Origin of the sequence: Butyricicoccus sp. Marseille-Q5471 (assembly GCF_951230135.1) — a bacterium.
Lineage (GTDB): Bacteria > Bacillota > Clostridia > Oscillospirales > Butyricicoccaceae > Agathobaculum.
Genome location: NZ_CATNVC010000003.1, coordinates 89,878 through 110,266 on the forward strand (window position 1 = coordinate 89,878; position 20,389 = coordinate 110,266).

Genomic DNA, 20,389 nt, shown 5'->3' on the forward strand with positions numbered 1-20,389 from the left:
GATACAGTAAAATGTGCTTTAGCACAACATTAAACAAATAGACCTATTAAACGAGAGAAAAAATGAAAACAAAAGGACGAAGGCTTTTATCCATTGTCCTAACCATCTGTATGATGATTCCTCTGGTGCCGTCGTCCTTTGCGGTGTCGGCGGCAACCGGTTTGCACCTGATGAGCCGGTCAGCCGCCAGCAGATGGCCGCGTTTATGGCGCGGTACATCGAATACTACACGGCAAAACACAAGGTGACCTTTGCCGGCACCGGCTCTGCCGCAGCCTTCAGCGATGCCGGCCAAATCGCCGAATACGCCGCCGGTGCCGTTACGCTTTGCCGCTCCTACGGTCTCATCAACGGCAACGCCGATGGCAGTTTTGGCCCGAACGCGCTGTCCACCCGTGCTCAGGTCGCGGCAGTGGTTCACCGTCTGGCGCTGCTGCTGAGCACCGGCAAAACCGTCACCACACCCAGCAGCGGCGGCGGCAGTGTCAGCTCCTCCGTTTCCAACAGCGCCAATACCGCCGTCGGCTTTATCGAGGCTGCACAGAAGAGTGCGACAAATGTCACAGCAACGATTGAATCGACCAACAGCATCACAGTAAACGACGATATCTCGATTACCAATGATGGCGTCCGCACTCTGACCCTGAATCTGGGCAGCGCCAGCATTGGGGACCTGACCGTCAATTCCACCGGCGCGGCACAAATCTACCTAAATGGTGCAACGGCCTCAGTGTCCTCTCTGACGGTCAACGCGCCCAATGCCACCGTAACGAATCGTGTAACGGTGAACGGCTCAATCAATATTCATGCCGTATCTCAGAACACCTTTAATAATGATGCTCTCGTCAGCGCAACATCAATTTCCTGGGTGCAGGCGCACTGAATGATACAAGCGCAAATCCGGCTTCCGTTGTTGTGCGCACCAATCAACTGGTGGCCGTGCGCGGCAACTCCACCGAAATCAATGTAACTGCGGATGGCGCTTCTCTCACACTCGCTACCACCGGGAGCGCTCCCACCATCACCAGTTCGGCTAGCGGCGTATCACTGACTGTAAATACTGCCGCAGCTACCATCGGCGGCACGGCGGGGACGGTTACTGCAAATTCCTCTGCCCCGTCTCTGACGGTCAACGGTACTGTCGGAACTTTGAATGCCGGGATCTCCAATGGCGGCATTACCCTCAGCGGCGGCGGCGCGGTCAGCGATTTGACCGCGGGCGGCAATGTTACAATCTCCGCTGAGAGCACCGCGCTCACTGTCGCCACGATTAAGACCGCCGGCAGTGCCACCATCACTGCACCGAACAGCCAGATTGGGACTGTGGCGGTTGCGGCGGGTGGCACGCTGACACTGAACGCCAACGTGAATACCGTCACGACGCCAGCAGACGCTGAGGTTGCTATAGGCGAAAATCAAACCGTAAACACCGTCGAAGCAGGCGGTAATCTCACTTTGAGCGGCAGCGGTACCGTTGGCAGCATCGATGTAACAAAAACTGCAACGATCGCAGTCAGCGCCGGAGCTGCGGTTTCCGTCACCCAGATTACCGCGCCCGAGGGTGTAACCGTCACTACCACAGCAGCCCCCGTTACCGTCAAGGCTGTAAAACCCACCGGCGTCAGCTTTACGCCTCCCACCACCATCGGTGGGATGGGCACGATTACCGGCGTAACCGACAAAATGGAATACAAGTCGGTCGCCGCTGATTCTTGGACGTCTGTGGATGCCGACGCACCGGTCACCGCCAATGCGGGGATCTATCAGGTGCGCGTGAAGGCAACAGATACCGCACTGGCCAGTGAGGCCGTGACTGTCACCATCCCTGCCGCTGTGGGTTTGAGTTCCGCCGCGATTCAGGGCACGCCCTGCGTGGGCCAGACCCTCACCGCCGCAGTCAATGCCGATGCCACCGGCACGCTGTCCTATGTGTGGAAGGCGGGCGGCGCTGAAATTACCGGCGCGACCGGGAAAACCTTTACCCTGACCGATGACCAGATTGGCCAAACCGTCACGGTGACCATTTCCAACTATGGCGCAGAGGCTAGTCAACCAGCGAAGCTACCGCTGCTGTCACCGTGGACAAGACCGCGCTGACCAAGTTGATTGCCAATGGTACATGGACGGGTACACTGTTTGCGGCGGTCGAAAATGCCGCAATCAAAAATCTGACCCTGAACGCCACCATCAACAATTCGTCCACCACTGCAAACATTGCCGGTATCGCGGGCATTTCCAATGGTACGACTTATGAAAATGTGACGGTTACCGGATCCAACACCTCTTATCGGCCTTCCGGCATTACCTGCTACTCTGTGGACGATAGCTTTCAGAGCTGCGACGTTTCCATGGCTTTGACAGCCCAATGCAAGAGCGGAAAATCGGCCATCGTGGGCGGTCTTGCCCAGCAAATCAGTGGAACCAGCGCAGACACTCCAGTGGTGATTGAGAATTGCCGCTATTCCGGCATAATTACCATCGACGCCGCCGCAGGCCCCAGTTCTGTGTGGGCCGGCGCAATGTACGGCGGCACGTCCTATGAACAGGATTCGAGCGATCAATCAATTTATTTCCCGCTGACGGTGCAAGATTGCACATTCTCCGGCACGCTGAACATCAGCAACGCCGGTGATACGAGTGTTGCAGCCTATGGCTCATGGGCAACGGAAACCTCCGGCTCTAAGACAGCGTATTTTGAAGGTCTGCTCGGCCGTGCGCACAAGGACCTTACGGTCACCGTAGCGCAGGGCGAAGACTCTAAGACGAGTGAGGCAGGTTCCCTGACGTACTCCAGCTCCGCAGCGCCTACTAACGAATAAGCGATCCTTCGCGGCACAGACGGGGCGCTATCCCTAACGCGCGAACAAGCCTTTTGAAATACCCCCTACTGCCCCCGGACTGTTTTCCTTCCGCGGCCTTCTTAAATTTCGCCGCTTGAAAACCGGCTCCGGGGGCAATTTTAAATCCGTTTCGGTTTAGGAGTACCATCATGAAGAGAGAACAAATTTTACTGGTGGAGGATCATCCGATCAACCGCGCAGTAATCATAAAAATACTGTCCGACTCCTATGAGGTGGTGGAGGCCGAAAACGGACGTGCGGCGCTGGACTATCTCGCATCAGCGTATCCATCGGTTTCGGGCATTCTTCTGGATTTGCTGATGCCGGTCATGAATGGGTTGGAGTTTTTGAAAGTCTACTCTCAAACCCCCGCCTATGCTAACATCCCCGTCCTCGTGGCGACATCGGCGCAGGACGGAAGTGATGAAAAAGAGTGTCTGAAACTGGGGGCGTGGGACTTTATCCGCAAACCTATTGATGCGGACCTGCTGAAGCTGCGGCTGAAAAATACGATTGGCCGCAGTCAAAATGCCCTTTCCAATCAAATTCGCCATATGGCGGAACACGACGAACTGACCGGACTTTACAACCGCAAGCAGTTCCTATCAGTCACACGCCGTATGCTGGACGAAACAGATTCGGGACAGGTCTATGCGCTGATTCACGTGGATGTCAAGCGCTTCCGGCTAGTCAACAGCTTCTTTGGCGCGAGTGCGGGCGACGCGCTGCTGAAATTTTTGGCAGAGCAGCTTCGCGAGCAGTTTGCTCCTATCCACCAGTGTACCCTCGGGCGGTTGGAAGCGGATGTGTTCTGTGCCTGCGCGCCGCTGAACAAAGAACAGATTGCTGCGATGGCCGCTCAACTGCAGCGTCAATTTGCAACGTATCGAGCAAATTACTATCAGGAGCTGTCCTTCGGTGTCTACTGTATCACGGACCGTACCACCCCCGTTGAGGCGATGTGCGACTGTGCGGGAGAGGCGGCGAAGCTTACCAAGAACGGCTTTCAGTCGCCGGTGGTATATTATCAGCAGACAATGAGCGAGGCCGTCGTAATCGAGCAGAAAATCATGAGCGAAGCGCAGGCAGCGCTGGACAGTGAGCAGTTCGAGGTCTATCTGCAGCCAAAGTACGACCTTGCCCGGAAATGTGTTTACGGCGCAGAGGCACTGGCTCGTTGGAACCATCCTGCACGGGGTCTGATTTCTCCGGGGCAATTCATCCCCATATTCGAGAAAAACGGGTTCATCGCCAAGCTGGACTTTTATATGTGGGAACGCACCTGCCGCCTGCTGCGCAAATGGAGCGATGCGGGGCTGAACCCCGATCCGGTCTCCGTCAACATCTCTCGCGTCAATATGTATAACCCCCATCTCGTGGAAATTCTGCGGGCGTTGGTGGGCAAATACGGTCTCTCCCCCTCCCTTTTAAATCTGGAGCTCACAGAAAGCGCTTACATGGATAATCCGGAGCAGATGAAGAAGACGGTGGAGAAGCTGAAAAAGGCCGGATTTGTCATCATGATGGATGATTTCGGTAGCGGCTACTCCTCGCTGAACACGCTGAAAGACGTGCCAATCGACGTACTGAAGGTTGACATGCGGTTTTTACCGGCCAACAGTTCAGACAGCCGAAGCGAGCGCATTCTGGCATCGGTAATTCGCATGGCGGGCTGGTTGGGGCTGGATGTTATTGTGGAGGGCGTGGAAACCAAGGGGCAGTTGGATTTTTTGGAGAGCGTGGGCTGCGGCTATGTACAGGGCTTCTATTTTGCCAAACCCATGCCGGCGGAGGAATATGAAGTGTCTGTCAAAGCGCATGCCATCGACTCGCCCATCCTCAGTGAAAAACAGAAGCCGGATAATAAGGTTCTGGATTTGATATGGTCATCCTCGGAACAGGCCAGCCGACTGTTTGACAGCATCATGAATCCGCTGGCCGTCTTTGAATTCGGCCACAACTACTGCAATCCCATGCGGGTGAACACAGCGTTTCGCGTAATGTTCGGAGCGCTGCGGCAGGATCTGAATCAGCAGATGATTTCTACGCTGTCTAAGGCAGATACGGAGCGGATAATCAATGCGTTCCGGGCGGCTGCCGGGCAAAGAGGTGACGCGGCGACGGAGTTCTGGATGCACAACAGCACCGGGGGTCTGCTGCGATGCAGACTGCAGCTACGGTACATTCAGGACAGTGGAAACGGCGTTCTGCTCATGGCGCTCTTTACCACGCTCTTTGATGCGGAAACACGAAAAGATGTACCGCTGCCGACGGAGGAATGGAAGTCAGAACACAGTTCCGCCACAGAGTAGGCTGCGCCCATTCACTGACAGGCAGCAACCAATCAATCGAACCCCATGTAATTCTGTGCCGAGCTTTTGATTGCAATCCGCCGTTTGATGCCTGCCGCCCTTCTTTTTGCGTTTTTGTCGGGCGCGAGGTCACTTCTCCTAATTCTCAAATCGAAAACGGCTTCCCGCATTTATTGCGCCCATGCGTTTACCACTTATTGCTTTTTTATGTGGTGCTTTTTCATGCGCTATGCTATAATAAACAAAGGGCTTGGCCTTGCCCTAATTTTTTTCGAGATAGAGGATGTTTTATGAAAGGTATCATTTTAGCAGCCGGCAAAGGCTCTCGCCTGTACCCCATGACCCGCCCGGTCTGCAAGCCGCTTCTGCCCGTTTATGACAAGCCGATGATCTATTATCCGCTTGCTGTGCTCATGCAGGCCGGTGTCCGCGACATCATGATTATCATCCCGCCCGGAGAAGAGGGTCCGTTTTACCGCTTGCTTGGAAACGGCGCACGCTTTGGCGTCAACATCACCTACGCCGTGCAGGAGGTTGCCCGCGGCATTGCGGATGCCCTGCTCATCGGCGAGCAGTTCGTGGGTGGCGACAAGGTTTGCCTGGTCCTGGGCGATAATATTTTTTACTCGCTCGACTTTGAACACTACCTCAATCAGGCGCTGACCTGCAAGGAAAGTGCCTGCGTTTTCGGCTACTATGTGACCGACCCCCGCGCGTTCGGCGTGGTCGAGTTCGATGAGGACGGCGCGGCTGTCTCCATCGAGGAGAAACCCCGTTTCCCGAAATCCAACTACATCATCCCCGGCCTGTATTTTTACGATAATGAGGTCATGGAGATTGCGCACAATCTGACTCCCTCGGCGCGCGGCGAGCTCGAAATCACCGACGTCAACCTCGAATACCTGCGTCGCGGCGATTTGCACGTGGTAAAGCTTGACCGCGACTTCGTTTGGCTCGACGCGGGCACGGCAGATAACCTGCTGTCCTCCGGACTGGAGGTCAAGCGCGTGCAGGACGACACCGGACGCTATATCGCGTGTCTGGAAGAGATCGCTTACAACCGCGGCTACATCAGCCGCGAACAGCTGGAGATGCTTGCGCGCGATTTGGACAAAACGCTGTATGGGCAATATTTGCAGTGTCAATAAAAGGAGAACCAGCTTCATGGCAGTATATACCGATACCAAAACCTATCAAACCAAGGCGCATATGGGCATGATTGACGTGACGGACGATTTTCGCGCCGCCATTTCAAACGCCTGCCGCGAGACCGGCATGAAGTCCGGCATCATCACCGGCTTTACCACCGGCGGCGTCGCAGGACTGACCACGCTCGAGTTCGAGCCGGGCATGGTGCACCACGACCTCAAGGCCGCGATGGACGTTTTTTCGCCCTATCGGGACGAAACCGGCCGCGTGATTCACTACCACCACCACGATACATGGCACGATGACAACGGCTCGAGCCACATCAAGGCGGCACTGCTCTCACCGTTCATCACCGTGCCGTTTGTCAACGGCGAGCTGACAATCGGTCCGTGGCAGAACCTAACCCTGATCGAGTGCGACACGCGCAACCGCGTGCGCGACATCGTGTTTCAGGTTATGGGAGAATAAGCAAAAAAGAGCGCTTTATGGCGCTCTTTTTCAATTTTTGACCGTTTTTGTTAGGAGGTTTTTTATGCCGCTGTCACATGCCGCGCCCGAACCGCTGCCGCCCACCCACCAAATCGGCGGCTATTCGGTGCGCCCCGGCCTGTTTCTGTCCAACGGTGCATCCCTCGTGCCGGGCGGGGTCAACTTCACCCTCCACTCGTGCTACGCGACGCACTGCGAGCTGTGCCTGTTTCACCGCACCGAGCAGCAGCCCTTTGCCGTACTGCCGTTTCCGGAGGGCTTCCGCGTCGGCAACACTTATTCGATGATTGTGTTCGGCCTCAACATTGAGGAGTTCGAGTACGCTTACCGTTTGGACGGCCCGCACGATCCCGCACGCGGTCTGCTGTTCGACCGCTCCAAATTCCTGCTCGACCCCTACGGCCGCGCGGTGACCGGACAGAGCGTCTGGGGACAGCAGATGACCGAGGAGCACGGCTACCACAGCCGCGTTGTCCGCAGCAATTTCGACTGGGGGGAATTCGTCAATCCGCGCCTGCCGTTTCAGGACATGGTGATTTATGAAACACATGTGCGCGGCTTTACCAAGCACGAATCCGCAGGTGTTTCGCATCCGGGCACGTTTGCCGGGCTGCTCGAAAAACTGCCCTATCTGAAGAAACTGGGTGTGAACGCGGTCGAGCTGATGCCGGTATTTGAGTTTGATGAATTGGCGGACGCCCGCAAAATCGACGGTGAAACACTGTACAACTACTGGGGGTATTCGACGGTCAGCTTCTTTTCGCCCAACACCTCCTACACCGCCGAGGTCGAATACAACCGCGAGGGCCGCGAGCTCAAAACGCTCATTAAAACACTCAACGAGAACGGTATCGAGGTCATTTTGGACGTGGTGTTCAACCACACCGCCGAGGGCGACGAACGCGGCCCCTGCTTTTGCTTCCGCGGCATTGACAACAACGTTTACTACATGCTCACGCCGGACGGCAAATACTACAATTTCTCCGGCTGCGGCAACACACTCAACTGCAACCACCCGACCGTGCGGCAGTTCATCCTCGACTGCCTGCGCTACTGGGTGACCGAGTACCGCGTCGACGGTTTCCGCTTCGATTTGGCCACCATTCTCGGCCGTGACGAAACCGGCGGCCCGCTCTCCTCCCCGCCGCTGCTCGAAAGTCTGGCGTTTGACCCAATTTTGTCAGGCGTCAAGCTGATTGCCGAGGCCTGGGACGCGGGTGGATTGTATCAGGTCGGCTCGTTTCCATCGTGGAACCGCTGGGCTGAGTGGAACGGCCGTTATCGCGATGATTTGCGCCGCTTTCTCAAAGGCGACGGCGGTATTGCACAGGCGGCGGTGCAGCGCATTTTAGGCTCGCCCGACCTGTATCCTGACCGCAAAAACGCATCCGTCAACTTTTTAACCTGCCACGACGGCTTTACGCTGCACGATTTGTATGCCTTCAACCAAAAGCACAACGAAAAGAACGGCTGGGACAACACGGACGGCGCGGATGACAACAACAGCTGGAACTGCGGTGCGGAGGGTGCGACCGACGATTCCGCAATCCTTGCGCTGCGCTCACGGCTGCGCAAAAACGCCTTTGCAGTGCTGCTGTCCAGTCGGGGTGCAGCGATGTTTCTCGCGGGCGACGAGTTCGCCAACTCGCAGTTCGGCAACAACAACGCCTACTGTCAGGACAACCTCATTTCGTGGCTTAATTGGTCGGATTTGGACACGAACGCCGACTTATTTGACTTTGTGCGCCGTATGATTGCGTTCCGCAAAGCACATCCCGTGCTGCGCGGGTCGACCGCGCCCGCCCACGCGGGATGGGCGGATGTCAGCCTGCATTGCGGCGAGGTCTGGAACGACCACATCACGCCTGACACTCGGCAAATCGGCATTCTGTTCACAGGGCGCAATGCAGAGGACACCGCAGACGATTTTGTGCTGCTCGCGGTCAATGCGCACTGGGAGGCGCACCGGCAGGCGCTGCCCACGCTGCCGACCGGATTTTCGTGGCATCTGACGATGCACACGGCCTGTGATGCGCCGTTTGCTCCCGACACGTCCATCGAGCAAGGGGCGTTCACAGTCGGCGCACGATCGGTTGCGCTGTTAATTGGTGAAGCCTGATAGACCAATAAAAAAGAGCGGTATCCACAGGGTTGTGGATACCGCTCTTACTTTTGGAAGTTACGCCTTGCCAAGCTCCTTAACACGCGCCTGCGCCGCTGCCAGACGGGCAATCGGAACGCGGAAGGGCGAGCAGGAAACATAGTTCAGACCCACGTTGTGGCAGAACTCGACGGACGACAGGTCGCCGCCATGCTCGCCGCAGATGCCCAGCTTGATGTCCGGGCGAACCTTGCGGCCGTTCTCCACTGCGTACTTAACCAGCTTGCCAACGCCGTTCTGGTCAAGACGGGCAAATGGATCGCTCTCGAGAATCTTCTTCTCGAAGTAGCAGTCGAGGATACGTCCCACGTCGTCGCGGGAGAAGCCGTAGGTCATCTGGGTCAGGTCATTCGTGCCGAAGGAGAAGAACTCGGCCTCGGTCGCGATCTCGTCAGCCGTGACGGCTGCACGCGGGGTCTCAATCATGGTGCCGATCATATACTTCATTCTCTGGCCGGATGCTTCAATCAGCTCGTCAGCCTTGGTCTTGACGACCTTCTTGACATAACGCAGCTCGTTGATTTCAGATACCAGCGGAATCATGATTTCGGGAACGATGTTCAGGCCGTCCTTGGAGACGTTGAGTGCGGCAGAAATGATTGCCTCGGTCTGCATCTCGGCAATTTCGGGATACAGTACATCCAGACGACAGCCGCGGGTGCCGAGCATCGGGTTAAATTCGTGCAAATCCTCGACCTTGCCCTTGAGCTTTTCAAAGGAAATGCCCATTTCAGCAGCAAGCTCCTGAATCTCGTCATCCTCGTGCGGCAGGAACTCGTGCAGCGGGGGATCGAGCAAGCGGATGGTAACCGGCAGGCCGCCCATCGCGCGGTAGATGCCTTCAAAGTCGCCGCGCTGCATCGGCAGAATCTTAGCCAGTGCCGCCTTGCGCTGCTCGACCGTGTCGGACACAATCATCTCACGCACCGCCTTGATGCGCTCCGGCTCGAAGAACATATGCTCGGTACGGCACAGACCAATGCCTTCCGCGCCGAACTTGCGTGCCTGCGTTGCGTCGCGCGGGGTATCGCCGTTGGTGCGGACGTGCAGGGTGCGGATTTCATCCGCCCAGCCCATGAAGCGGCCGAAGTCACCCGTCAGCTCGGCTTCATGTGTCTCGATGCAGCCGAGGTATACGTTGCCGGTCGAGCCGTCGAGCGAAATGAAATCGCCCTCATGCGCGACGGTGCCGTCGGCAAAGGTCAGGGTCTTGGCGCTCTCAGATACCTTAATGCCGCCAACGCCGGCAACACAGCAGGTGCCCATGCCGCGCGCGACAACCGCCGCGTGCGAGGTCATGCCGCCGCGGGCGGTCATGATGCCCTCGGAAACGGCCATGCCGTCAATGTCCTCAGGCGAGGTCTCCTGACGCACCAGAACAACCTTTTCGCCCTTCTTATGCGCGGCAGCGGCTTCCTCCGCCGTGAAGTAGACTGCGCCGCAGGCAGCGCCGGGGGATGCCGGCAGTCCGGTGGTAATCGGCTTTGCAGCCTCGAGTGCGGCAGGCACGAACGTCGGATGCAGCAGCGCGTCGAGCTGCTTGGGCTCGACCTTCATGATGGCCTGCTCCTTGGTGCAAACGCCCTCATCCACAAGGTCAACCGCGACCTTCAAAGCGGCCTGCGCGGTGCGCTTACCGTTACGGGTCTGCAGCATGTAGAGCTTGGCGTTTTCAATCGTAAACTCCATGTCCTGCATATCGCCGTAGTGCTGCTCCAAACGGGAGGAAATGTCCACAAACTGCTGATAAACCTCAGGCATGGTGTCCGCCAGTGCGGAAATCGGCTGCGGCGTGCGGATGCCGGCAACCACGTCCTCGCCCTGTGCATTCATCAGGAACTCGCCGTACAGCTTCTTTTCGCCGGTAGCAGGGTTGCGGGTGAAAGCAACGCCGGTGCCCGAAGTCTCGCCCATGTTGCCGAATACCATCGACTGGACGTTGACAGCGGTGCCCCAGGAATGCGGAATGTCGTTCATGCGGCGGTAAGTATTGGCACGCGGGTTATCCCACGAGCGGAATACCGCACGGACGGACTCCATCAGCTGTACCTTGGGATCCTGCGGGAAGTCCGAGCCGAGGGATTTCTTATAATGATCCTTAAACAGCACGATCAGTTCGGACATATCGTCCGCATCGAGCTCATTATCGAGTTTGACACCCTTCTTGTCCTTTACCTGATCAATAAACTGCTCAAACGAGGACTTGGGCAGCTCCATCACGACATCCGAGAACATCTGGATGAAGCGGCGGTAGGAGTCGCGGGCAAAGCGGGGATTATTCGTCAGCGCGGCGACCGCCTGACAGATTTCATCATTCATGCCGAGGTTCAAAATGGTGTCCATCATGCCGGGCATGGACGCACGCGCACCCGAGCGGACGGAAACCAGAAGCGGCTGTGCGGGATCACCGAGGGTTTTGCCGGTGGCCTTTTCCAGCTTGTCGAGATATTCCATAATCTGTTCCTGGATGTCAGGATAGATCGTCTTCCCGTCTTCATAGTAACGGGTGCAGGCTTCGGTAGTAATGGTAAAACCCTGAGGTACCGGCATACCAAGGCCGGTCATTTCCGCCAGGTTTGCGCCCTTACCGCCGAGCAGTTCACGCATCGATCCATTGCCTTCCGGGAACATGTAAACATACTTCTTCATTTGGGTCGTTTCCTCCATTTCATTTCTTTGCCTCTTCTTGAACTCACTTCATTTAACAACGCTATTATAACACGCTGCCTATTCTATGTTCCATTGTGGGAATATACCGATTTCCAATATCTATATTGTTTAATTTGACGGAAAATTATTCTTTTATTCCCAATCACTCTTTTTTTACTTTTTTAATTGCGTTTTGCAAACGATTGCGTAACAATATTAATTTATATTTATCGCATTTTTCGCAATATTTTACCTGATTTTGTGAAATGAAACGAAAATGCTCGTTATGTCTGCATCCACTCTTTCTTCACGCAGGATTTCCTGCAAAACTTCGCAAAAAAACAGGAGGCCGCACTCTTTTGGCGGTCTCCTTTCAAGTTTTAGGTATTGCTCAGGCTGATTAGGACATACTCATCCACCCCGGCCTTGCCCGCGCCGATGGTCAGCATGAGGGTATAGCTCTGCTGATAATAGGTCAGGCTGCTGTAACCGGTCTGCTCCTGACTGCCCGCAAAGACGAATCCATTCTGCGTCAGCAGGTTCAGATAGCCGGAAATGACCGTATTCGCGGTTCCCTTGATATCGGACGCGCGATAGGCGTAGGTGGTCACGCCCTTGGCGGTGTCGGTCTGATAGGCAGATACCCCCGCGTACGCACCGAAATCTGGCGCAGGATAAAATCCGGCATAGGTAGCGGCCGTTGTGGTGACCTTGTTCGATTCCGCTACAATTGCGGACAACGTCACCAGACTGCTTGTTTTCAGCTCCTCCAGATAGCGCACCGGAATGGCAAGGTTCAGATTCTGACCGCCTTCAATATACGCAGAAGTGATGCCGATCAGCTCGCCCTTGGTATTGAGCAGTGCGCCGCCCGAAGAGCCATGCGAAATGGCGGCCGTGGTCTGGATATAGTCCATGCCCTCAATGGTACGGTGCGCGCTGGAAATAATGCCGTTGGACAGCGTGTTCTCAAGCCCCTGCGGACTGCCGATGGCATACACGGCCGCGCCGGTCGTCAGGTTCTGGCTGTCGCCGAGCGGCAGACTGTGAAAGCCGCTGCCCTTGACCTGAATCCGCGCCAAGTCCAAATCCGCGTCATAGGCATATACGCCGGAAACATCGTACACCTTGCCCTCGCTCGTGCGGATTTTGGCTGAGCTTGCGCCCTCAATCACGTGATAGTTGGTCACGGCCTCGCCGCTTTCCGACAAAAACACGCCGCTGCCCGACGCGATGGCCGAGCCTGCCTTGTCATACACCACGATGTAAAACACGGCGGGCGAACACTGGGCAAAGAGCTGCTCACTGGTCAGCTCGACAGATGCGGTGCGAAGCAGAGACACACTGCGGCGCAGCGATTGATCCGCCATACGCGTGACAATAGCGGCAACCTCTGCGCGCTGAATGGACGCAGACGGACGGAAGCTGCCCGCAGTATCCGACCCGGTCAGCACGCCTGCACGGTACAGCTGATAAACCGACGCGGCATACAGGCTGGCGGTCGAGACATCCGGAATCGCGCCGTCCTCTACATCGTTAATGACGGGCAGCGCTTCGTCCGGCAGTGCGGCAGCAAGGATAACGGCAAACTGCGCACGGGTGACTGCGGCATCATAATTGGCATAGCCTGCCGTGATGAGGCCGTTTTGCAGCGCATAGCTGACATAGGTCTGATACCACGGCGTTGATGCCTCAAACGCCGCACTGCCGCTCGTGTAAATGCGGTGCAGCACGGCGGACAGCTTGATGGCCTCGCCGACCGTCAGGCTGCCCGAGGGGGTAAAGGCATTCGCGCTGCTGCCATTAATCAGGCCGAGCTCATACGCGGTTTTGACGTTTTCCGCATACCATGCGTCAGCAGCAACATCGGTAAACTGCCCCTGCGCATAGGTTGCGATGGTGGTGAAGTTGTTGTATCCCTCAGCCGCAAACGCGGGCGGCACCGATGCCGCGAGCAGCGAAAGCGACAGCAGCAGGGACAGCAATCTCTTTTTCAAAATGTGATCCTCCCCAAAGGGTAAAGGCAACACCGCACAATTCTAAGTGCGGGATTGCGCAGTCAGATTTTTTGCCAGATGTGTCAAAAAGCGCGGCAAATACTTTGTGTATTTGCGAGCATTTTTGGCGCATATGACGGAAAAGATGCAAGCAAGCGTGCGCTTAAGGCGCTAGCAGCGAATTGTGCGGTGTTGCCTAAACTCTGTTTTTTCTATTCTACCTGATGCGTTTGTATAGTGTGTGATCAAATTGTGACTTTTTAGCCTTGATATGCCGCAATGATTTCCCCAATGTACATCGTGTGGAAGTCACGGTCGCCATACCACTTGTCGATGGTTGCCTCCTGCAGGATATCCTCGGGCGCAATTTCGCTCTTGCAGCGTTTTTTGCATACGAGCACCAGCTTCGCCTCCGCAAAGGCCGGCTGACCATCCACAAAAATCGGGGTCAGGCCGCTTTCGTGCATTTTATCGATGGCACGGCCCGACTGGGTGCCCATTTTATTGAGCGCGTCACGGTGTCCGTCCTGTAAAAACGTTAATGTAAAATACTCTGAGTTATCAACAAACTCCTTTGTATAACGACTGTGACGAATATAGGCTGTTACCGAAGGCTTGCCCCAGATGACGCCAACGCCGCCCCAGCTTGCGGTCATGGTGTTCCATTTGTTGACGTTGCCCGCGGAAATGAGCATCCAGTCCTTCCCCATCAGCTCAAAGGGGTTAAACGACTGCTCTGCGATGTTGATTTTGGTCAGTGCCATAATAAATTCCTCCCAATAAAATCATAAATAACGGCGAACAACGTTCCCTCGCCTTCCACTAAATATCGTGTCGGCGCAGCTTCATTGCCTGCCAGTCCTCGCGTGAAATCAGAATCTGCCGCGGTTTTGACCCTTCATTCGGGCCGATAATGCCGCGCTCCTCAATCTGGTCGATGATGCGCGCCGCACGGGAATAGCCGAGCTTCAAGCGGCGCTGGAGCATCGAGGTGGATGCCTGTCGGCAGTCCATAATGACGTCAATCGCTTCCTCAATCATCTCATCCTCATCGCCCGCAGCATCGCCGCCTGCTCCGCCGCCGCCCTTTTCAGAGGCTTCGGCCACGCGCTCGATGTGTTCGAGGATCTCTTCATTGTATTCAGCGGTGCTTGTCTCCTTGATTCGCGTGATAACGGCCTCAATTTCGTCCGACGAAATGAAGCAGCCCTGCACACGGGTGGGCTTGCCCTCGCCAAGCGGCGCATAGAGCATATCGCCCTTGCCAATCAGCTTTTCCGCGCCGGTGGTGTCAAGAATAATACGCGATTCAATCTGGCTTGCCACCGCAAAGGCGATGCGCGAGGGAATGTTCGCCTTCATAATGCCGGTGATGACGTCCGCCGAGGGGCGCTGCGTGGCAACGATGAGGTGCATGCCTGCGGCACGCGCCTTCTGGGCGATACGGCAGATGGAGGTTTCGACCTCCTTCGCGGCAACCATCATCAGGTCGGCCAGCTCGTCGATGACGATAACAATCTGCGGCAGCACATTATACTGATCGGGCACGCCGCCCTCTTCCTTCTCGGCTTCGGCACGCTTGGCACGCATCAAATCGTTGTAGCCGACGAGGTTGCGCACGTAATTGTCCGCAAACAGCTTATAGCGGCGCTCCATTTCGCCCACCGCCCAGTTGAGCGCGCCCGCCGCCTTCTTAGGATCGGTCACGACCGGGATGAGCAGGTGTGGAATGCCATTATAGTTGCCCAGCTCGACCATTTTCGGGTCGACCATAATCAAGCGAACTTCTTCGGGCGTGGATTTATACAGCAATGAAATCAGCATTGAGTTGATGCAGACCGATTTACCTGAACCGGTCGTACCGGCAATCAGCATATGGGGCATCTTGGCGATGTCACCGATGACAGGCTTGCCCGTGATATCCTTGCCGACGGCAAAGGACAGACGGCTCTTGGCGCTGCCAAATGCGGCGGACGAGATGCATTCGCGGATGAACACGGTGTTGACGGACTTGTTGGGCACCTCAATACCGACCGCGACCTTGTCCGGAATGGGCGCGATACGCACCGAAACCGCGCCGAGCGACAGCGCAATATCATCCGCAAGCGCCGTGATGCGCGAGATTTTCACGCCGCGCGGGATGGTCAGCTCAAACCGCGTGACCGACGGGCCGCGCACGATGCCGATAATCTGCGCATCTACGCCGAAGGACTGCAGGGTGTCAATCAGGCAGGCCGAGCTTTCCTGCAGCTCGTGCTCGGCGTTGGCGACGGGCGTGTGCTTGCCGACCGTCAGCAGGTCGAGCGGCGGATAATCATACACCGGCACGGGCGCCTTCTGGCTTTCGTCCATCGCGGCGTTGAGGGCGCTTTGCTCGTCCTCGGATATTTTTTCGGGCTTGGCCGCCTTTTCGGCAGGCTTGTCCATCGGGAAGGGCGGCTCATCGTCCTCCTCCGGTTTGGGGCGCACCAAATCCATGATGCTGCCCGACTCACCCGCGCCCGGCTGATTGTTGATTGTGCGCAGATATTCGTCGGGCGGGATGGGCTTTTTCTGAGGTGGTTCGGCTGCCGACGGTGTATCATCCAGCGGGATGTCAATATTAACCTTGCGCTCCGCACGCTTTTGTGCACGGGCGGCCGCAACCTCATGTACATTGGGGAGCTTGACGGGCGCTTCATACTTTTCGCGCTCGTCCTCGTCTTGATAGTCGTATTCGGGCGCCTTGAACATTTCGAACAGGGCGGCAGGCGTGATGCGCAGCGCAAGCAGCGAGGCCGCGACCAAGAGCACCAGCAGAATCAGCAGCGCTCCGATTGAGGAGAGTGCCCATTCGAGCACAAGATACAGCCCGCCGGACAGCAGCCCGCCTGATTTTGCATCCATGCCGGTTGAAACCAGCGAGCCGAGCGTTGCCATCGAGAAATCATAGTCGTTGGCGCTCGTAAACGCATGTACGATTGCGCCGATAATCAACGGCAGCAGCGCAACCGCCGTACCGCGCAGGCGCACCGGGCCTTTCTCACGCACAAACAGCAGACCGGCCAGCGCAAACAGGGCGAAGGGCAGCACATACACGCCTGTGCCGATGAGCGCGCCGATACACTGACGCAGAGCCTTGAGCACGAAACCGTCAATCGGCAGCAGGGCAAGCAGGCACAGCAGACCGATTAAGGCGTAAACGACCGCCCATGCCACGCGTGACATGATCGGCTCATGCACAGGCTCGACACGTTTTGCCGCCGTACCATTCTTACGGGGCGCGGTTTTTTTTGTTGGGGATTTTCTAGCAGCCACAGATTGAAACCTCTCTTATACCATTTGAATGAGCGAAACAACAAGGGTAATCACGCCAATCAGCGCACAGTAGACCGCGAACGGACGGAAATTGCCGCTCTTGGACACGTACTTGACCAGACGGATTGCGATCAGCCCGGCCACCGTAGCGACCAGAATGCCGACAAAATAGATGTAAAACGGAACGGCCTGCGCGGGCGGCGACTGAATCGCGTCCGCCAGCTCCAGTATGTTCGCGCCCAGCACAACGGGCAGCGACATGATGAAGGCGAACCGCACCGCAAACTCCCGCGAGAAGCCGCGGAACAGACCGGCGCAGATGGTAGTGCCCGAGCGCGACAGTCCGGGCAGAACCGCAAAGCACTGCGCCACGCCGACGAGCAGCGCGTCCAACCAGGTGGCGTCCTTCTCGGTTTTGTGCTTTTTGGGCGCTTTTTCGGAAAGCAGCAGCAGCACCGCGGTCACGAGCAGCAGCAGACCGACGAGCAGCGGACTGGAAAACGCGCTTTCCAGCTTGGATTTGAACGGCAGCACCGCAAACATCGGCACGATGGTAATCAGCAGCATCACGATGAAGCGGCGGTAGGGATGGCCGTTTATCTTGAAGCCGTCCCGCACCCAGCCGAAGAACTCGACGAACAGCTCCCGAATGTCCTTCCAGAACGCAACGACCACGCTCAACAGCGTGCCGAAGTGCAGCAGCACATCGAACAGCATATAATCGGCCTCAACATTGGCCGCGCCGCCGAACAGCGTCTGCGCGAGCACCAGATGGCCGGAGGACGACACGGGGAGAAACTCGGTCAGGCCCTGCACAAGGCCGAGCACGATTGCAAGCAGCAAGCTCATAATGACTCTCCTCTCGATTGGGAACATTTTAACATATGGTAATATTATAGCATAATCTGCCTGCGGATACCACCTGTTTTTCGGGCGGAAAAGAGGCGAAAAAAGGCTTCCCGTCCAGATGGGAAGCCTTTTTTCTGCTTATTCGGCCAGAATGCGCTCAATCGCGGCAGCCACGCCCTCCTCGGCGTTGGTTTTGGTCGTGCGGCGGCAGGCGGCCTTGACCGCGTCCGTCGCGTTGCCCATTGCAATCGGCAGGGCGACCGCGCGGAGCATCTCCAAATCGTTCTCGCTGTCCCCGATCGCCGCGGCGCGCGACAGACCGGTGCCCAACATACGGCACAGCATGCCAAGCGCCATGCCCTTGTCCGCAATGGGCGAGATAATCTCCAGATTGTCGCTCGCTGACGACATAACACGCACACCGGGTATCTGCGTCAGCTGCTCGCGAGCGTTGCGGAGCATGAAATTGTCCCGGCTGCGCACGAAAATCTTGTCGATTGACAGGTGCTCGTTTGCGATATGCTCGGCCACCGAGGGCACAACCTGCTTGACCGCAAGATAGCCTTCGTTCGACTTGTATTTGCCGAATTCCAGATCGTCATAGGGCGTGATGAGCAGCGTTTCCCCCGCATAGACCATGGCGGTCATGCCGACGCGCTCAACCACCGCTGCCGCGCGCACGGCAGGCTCCCACGGCATCGAAATGCGCATGGTGCAGTTGCCGTATTTCGCCGAGGACAGCGTCGCCCCGCCCGAGGTGACCATCAGGTCGTCCGCCCCCATTTGCAGTGCAAACTCCCGCGCTTCCCCGCAGATGCGCCCGGTCGCGACGACGACATGCAAGCCGGCTGCCCGTGCCCGCGCGACGGCTCTGCGTGTTTCATCCGATACAACATTGCCCGGCGAGAGGGCCGTTCCGTCCAAATCGAGGGCGATTAGATCGATTTCTCTCATCATTAACTCCTTTTTTGTGTTTTTCCTTCTGTTATTAGCATACCCTACCCAGCCAAAAATTGCAAGAAAAAGTTATCGAACATTTGTTCTCATTTTCATTGACAAATTTCGGACCTGCGGCTATTCTATGCCTCACGGGCTGGGTAAGCAAATCCACCACCCGAAAGGAGGAGATGCCATCTTGCGACATACAGAAGCCGACGCGGACGCACTCGTGCGGATGCTCTACGACATCGCCGAGGATGCGGAGGCCCCTGCGGCGAGCAGGCTGTCCGCGATCAAGGAGATTCTCGACCGCACGGTCGGCAAAGGAACGCTGCTGATTCCGGACGAGAGCGCGAGCGAGCAGCCGTTTCGCGTCGAGATCGAGGTTGTGGACTCCGACTGCGACTGACCGACCGGCAAATGGCCTTTGCACAGTCGGAGGCGTTTGAAACGCTGTTCGGCGGCGCGGCAGGCGGCGGCAAGAGCCACGGACAATTGGTCGATGCACTGCTGTTCGCGCTGCGCTATCCGGGTTCGCGCCAGCTGATGCTGCGCCGGACGATGCCCGAGCTGGAACGCTCGCTCGTCCCCGCGTCGCTCAGGCTTTATCCGCAGGCGGTTGCAAGCTATAAGGTGAGCGACCACCGCTGGGAGTTTAAGAACGGTTCGGTGCTCGAATTTGGCTACTGCGATGCGGAGAGCGATGTGACCCGCTATCAAAGCGCCGAATATGACGTATTGCGCTTTGACGAGCTGACACACTTCACCGAAAGCCAGTTCACCTATCTCATCTCCCGCGTGCGCGGGGCAAACGGCTACCCCAAGCAGGTCAAAAGCACAACAAACCCCGGCGGCGTGGGACATGCCTGGGTGAAAGCGCGGTACATCGACCCGATGCCGCCCGACACCCCGACCGAATTCGATGGCGGCGCACGGCTCTTTCTGCCCGCCAAGCTGTCCGACAATCCGTTTCTGCGCCGCGCCGACCGCGATTATGAGAAGCGGCTGCGCCTGCTGTCCCCGAACGACCGCCGTGCCCTGCTCGACGGCGTTTGGGAGCTGGACGAGGGGCGGTATTTCGGCGAATTCTCCGTGCCGCTGCACGTGGTGCCGCCACACGCCATCCCGCGGAACTGGCGGCGGTATCTGACCATTGACTACGGTCTGGACATGCTTGCCGCGCTCTGGATTGCGCAGTCGCCCGGCGGACACAGCGTGGTTTACCGCGAGCTGTATCGGCCAAATCTGATTATCTCGGAAGCCGCGGTGCAGATTCTCGCGCAGGAGGCCGAAAACGAGGTGATTTATGCCCGTCTCGCCCCGCCCGACCTGTGGAATCGGCGACAGGAAACAGGAAAAAGCGCAGTCGAGCTGTTTGCGGAGAGCGGACTTGCCTTTGAAAAGAGCGACAACAACCGCGTTTCCGGCTGGCTCGCGCTGCATGAGCTGCTCGCGCCCCGCGCGGACGAGCAGGGCATTCTGTGCCCAAAGCTCACCATTTTCGACACCTGCCGCAACCTGATTCGCACACTGCCCGCACTGCAGCACGACAAGCGCAATCCCTCGGACGTGTCCGGCTCCCCGCATGAGCTGACCCACGCGCCCGATGCGCTGCGCGGCTATGCGGCAACCGTGCGCGAGCCGCCCGCCGAAGCGCGTCCGACCGTGTACGACGGCGAAATCGGCGCGTTTCTCGGCTACTGAACA

15 protein-coding genes and 1 pseudogene are annotated in these 20,389 nt (G+C 57.2%); 10 read left to right on the forward strand and 6 right to left on the reverse strand.

Going from position 1 to position 20,389, the window contains the following annotated elements:
* Positions 1-106: 106 nt before the first annotated feature.
* From QOX26_RS14380 to glgX, 8 genes and pseudogenes are all read left to right on the forward strand, one after another.
* Positions 107-193, forward strand: a pseudogene (locus QOX26_RS14380) (hypothetical protein); the annotation flags it as partial.
* Between the two features lie 12 nt (positions 194-205).
* A complete protein-coding gene (locus tag QOX26_RS04965; protein ID WP_283673806.1) occupies positions 206-883 on the forward strand; it encodes an S-layer homology domain-containing protein in 678 nt (225 codons plus the stop codon).
* Positions 884-915: 32 nt separating this feature from the next.
* The gene (locus tag QOX26_RS04970) at positions 916-2,097 is read left to right on the forward strand and encodes a hypothetical protein (protein ID WP_283673807.1); all 1,182 of its coding nucleotides are present in this window, start codon (positions 916-918) and stop codon (positions 2,095-2,097) included.
* The gene (locus QOX26_RS04975; RefSeq protein ID WP_283673808.1) at positions 2,079-2,819 is read left to right on the forward strand and encodes a hypothetical protein; all 741 of its coding nucleotides are present in this window, start codon (positions 2,079-2,081) and stop codon (positions 2,817-2,819) included. Before QOX26_RS04970 ends, QOX26_RS04975 begins: the two co-directional genes overlap by 19 nt.
* 170 nt (positions 2,820-2,989) lie before the next feature.
* Entirely contained in the window at positions 2,990-5,152 is a 2,163-nt protein-coding gene (locus QOX26_RS04980) for a two-component system response regulator (RefSeq protein ID WP_283673809.1), read from the forward strand.
* A 290-nt stretch (positions 5,153-5,442) separates the two neighbouring features.
* Entirely contained in the window at positions 5,443-6,300 is an 858-nt protein-coding gene (rfbA, locus tag QOX26_RS04985) for a glucose-1-phosphate thymidylyltransferase RfbA (protein WP_283673811.1), read from the forward strand.
* 16 nt (positions 6,301-6,316) lie between these two features.
* Positions 6,317-6,769, forward strand: a complete 453-nt coding sequence (locus QOX26_RS04990) for a YjbQ family protein (RefSeq protein ID WP_283673812.1) — start codon at positions 6,317-6,319, stop codon at positions 6,767-6,769.
* Between the two features lie 64 nt (positions 6,770-6,833).
* Positions 6,834-8,909, forward strand: a complete 2,076-nt coding sequence (gene glgX / locus QOX26_RS04995) for a glycogen debranching protein GlgX (RefSeq protein ID WP_283673813.1) — start codon at positions 6,834-6,836, stop codon at positions 8,907-8,909.
* Positions 8,910-8,969: 60 nt separating this feature from the next.
* Here glgX and ppdK read toward each other — a convergent pair whose 3' ends face one another.
* The 6 genes from ppdK to QOX26_RS05025 form a co-directional block, all read right to left on the reverse strand.
* On the reverse strand, positions 8,970-11,600 hold the full coding sequence (ppdK, locus tag QOX26_RS05000; protein WP_283673814.1) for a pyruvate, phosphate dikinase: 2,631 nt from the start codon (positions 11,598-11,600) through the stop codon (positions 8,970-8,972).
* Between the two features lie 380 nt (positions 11,601-11,980).
* Positions 11,981-13,597, reverse strand: coding sequence for a trypsin-like peptidase domain-containing protein (locus QOX26_RS05005; RefSeq protein ID WP_283673815.1), 1,617 nt, complete (start codon positions 13,595-13,597; stop codon positions 11,981-11,983).
* Between the two features lie 260 nt (positions 13,598-13,857).
* A complete protein-coding gene (locus tag QOX26_RS05010; RefSeq protein ID WP_283673816.1) occupies positions 13,858-14,361 on the reverse strand; it encodes a flavin reductase family protein in 504 nt (167 codons plus the stop codon).
* A gap of 58 nt (positions 14,362-14,419) precedes the next feature.
* Entirely contained in the window at positions 14,420-16,894 is a 2,475-nt protein-coding gene (locus tag QOX26_RS05015; protein ID WP_283673817.1) for a DNA translocase FtsK, read from the reverse strand.
* A gap of 15 nt (positions 16,895-16,909) precedes the next feature.
* Positions 16,910-17,743 carry an undecaprenyl-diphosphate phosphatase gene (locus tag QOX26_RS05020; RefSeq protein ID WP_283673818.1) on the reverse strand — a complete coding sequence of 278 codons (834 nt, stop codon included), beginning with the start codon at positions 17,741-17,743 and terminating at the stop codon, positions 16,910-16,912.
* Positions 17,744-17,881: 138 nt separating this feature from the next.
* Positions 17,882-18,697, reverse strand: coding sequence for a Cof-type HAD-IIB family hydrolase (locus QOX26_RS05025; RefSeq protein WP_283673820.1), 816 nt, complete (start codon positions 18,695-18,697; stop codon positions 17,882-17,884).
* 181 nt (positions 18,698-18,878) lie between these two features.
* Between QOX26_RS05025 and QOX26_RS05030 the strand changes: the two genes are divergently transcribed.
* Positions 18,879-19,091, forward strand: a complete 213-nt coding sequence (locus QOX26_RS05030) for a hypothetical protein (RefSeq protein ID WP_283673821.1) — start codon at positions 18,879-18,881, stop codon at positions 19,089-19,091.
* Positions 19,092-19,102: 11 nt separating this feature from the next.
* On the forward strand, positions 19,103-20,386 hold the full coding sequence (locus QOX26_RS05035) for a phage terminase large subunit (RefSeq protein WP_283673822.1): 1,284 nt from the start codon (positions 19,103-19,105) through the stop codon (positions 20,384-20,386).
* The last annotated feature ends 3 nt before the right edge of the window (positions 20,387-20,389 follow it).

Bases quoted from the DNA above. Each gene is read 5' to 3' on its own strand.
- QOX26_RS04965 (WP_283673806.1), top strand. From the start codon at position 206: ATGGCGCGGTACATCGAATACTACACGGCAAAACACAAGGTGACCTTT.
- QOX26_RS04980 (WP_283673809.1), top strand. From the start codon at position 2,990: ATGAAGAGAGAACAAATTTTACTGGTGGAGGATCATCCGATCAACCGC.
- rfbA (WP_283673811.1), top strand. From the start codon at position 5,443: ATGAAAGGTATCATTTTAGCAGCCGGCAAAGGCTCTCGCCTGTACCCC.
- QOX26_RS04990 (WP_283673812.1), top strand. From the start codon at position 6,317: ATGGCAGTATATACCGATACCAAAACCTATCAAACCAAGGCGCATATG.
- glgX (WP_283673813.1), top strand. From the start codon at position 6,834: ATGCCGCTGTCACATGCCGCGCCCGAACCGCTGCCGCCCACCCACCAA.
- ppdK (WP_283673814.1), bottom strand. From the start codon at position 11,600: ATGAAGAAGTATGTTTACATGTTCCCGGAAGGCAATGGATCGATGCGT.
- QOX26_RS05010 (WP_283673816.1), bottom strand. From the start codon at position 14,361: ATGGCACTGACCAAAATCAACATCGCAGAGCAGTCGTTTAACCCCTTT.
- QOX26_RS05020 (WP_283673818.1), bottom strand. From the start codon at position 17,743: ATGAGCTTGCTGCTTGCAATCGTGCTCGGCCTTGTGCAGGGCCTGACC.
- QOX26_RS05025 (WP_283673820.1), bottom strand. From the start codon at position 18,697: ATGAGAGAAATCGATCTAATCGCCCTCGATTTGGACGGAACGGCCCTC.
- QOX26_RS05035 (WP_283673822.1), top strand. From the start codon at position 19,103: ATGGCCTTTGCACAGTCGGAGGCGTTTGAAACGCTGTTCGGCGGCGCG.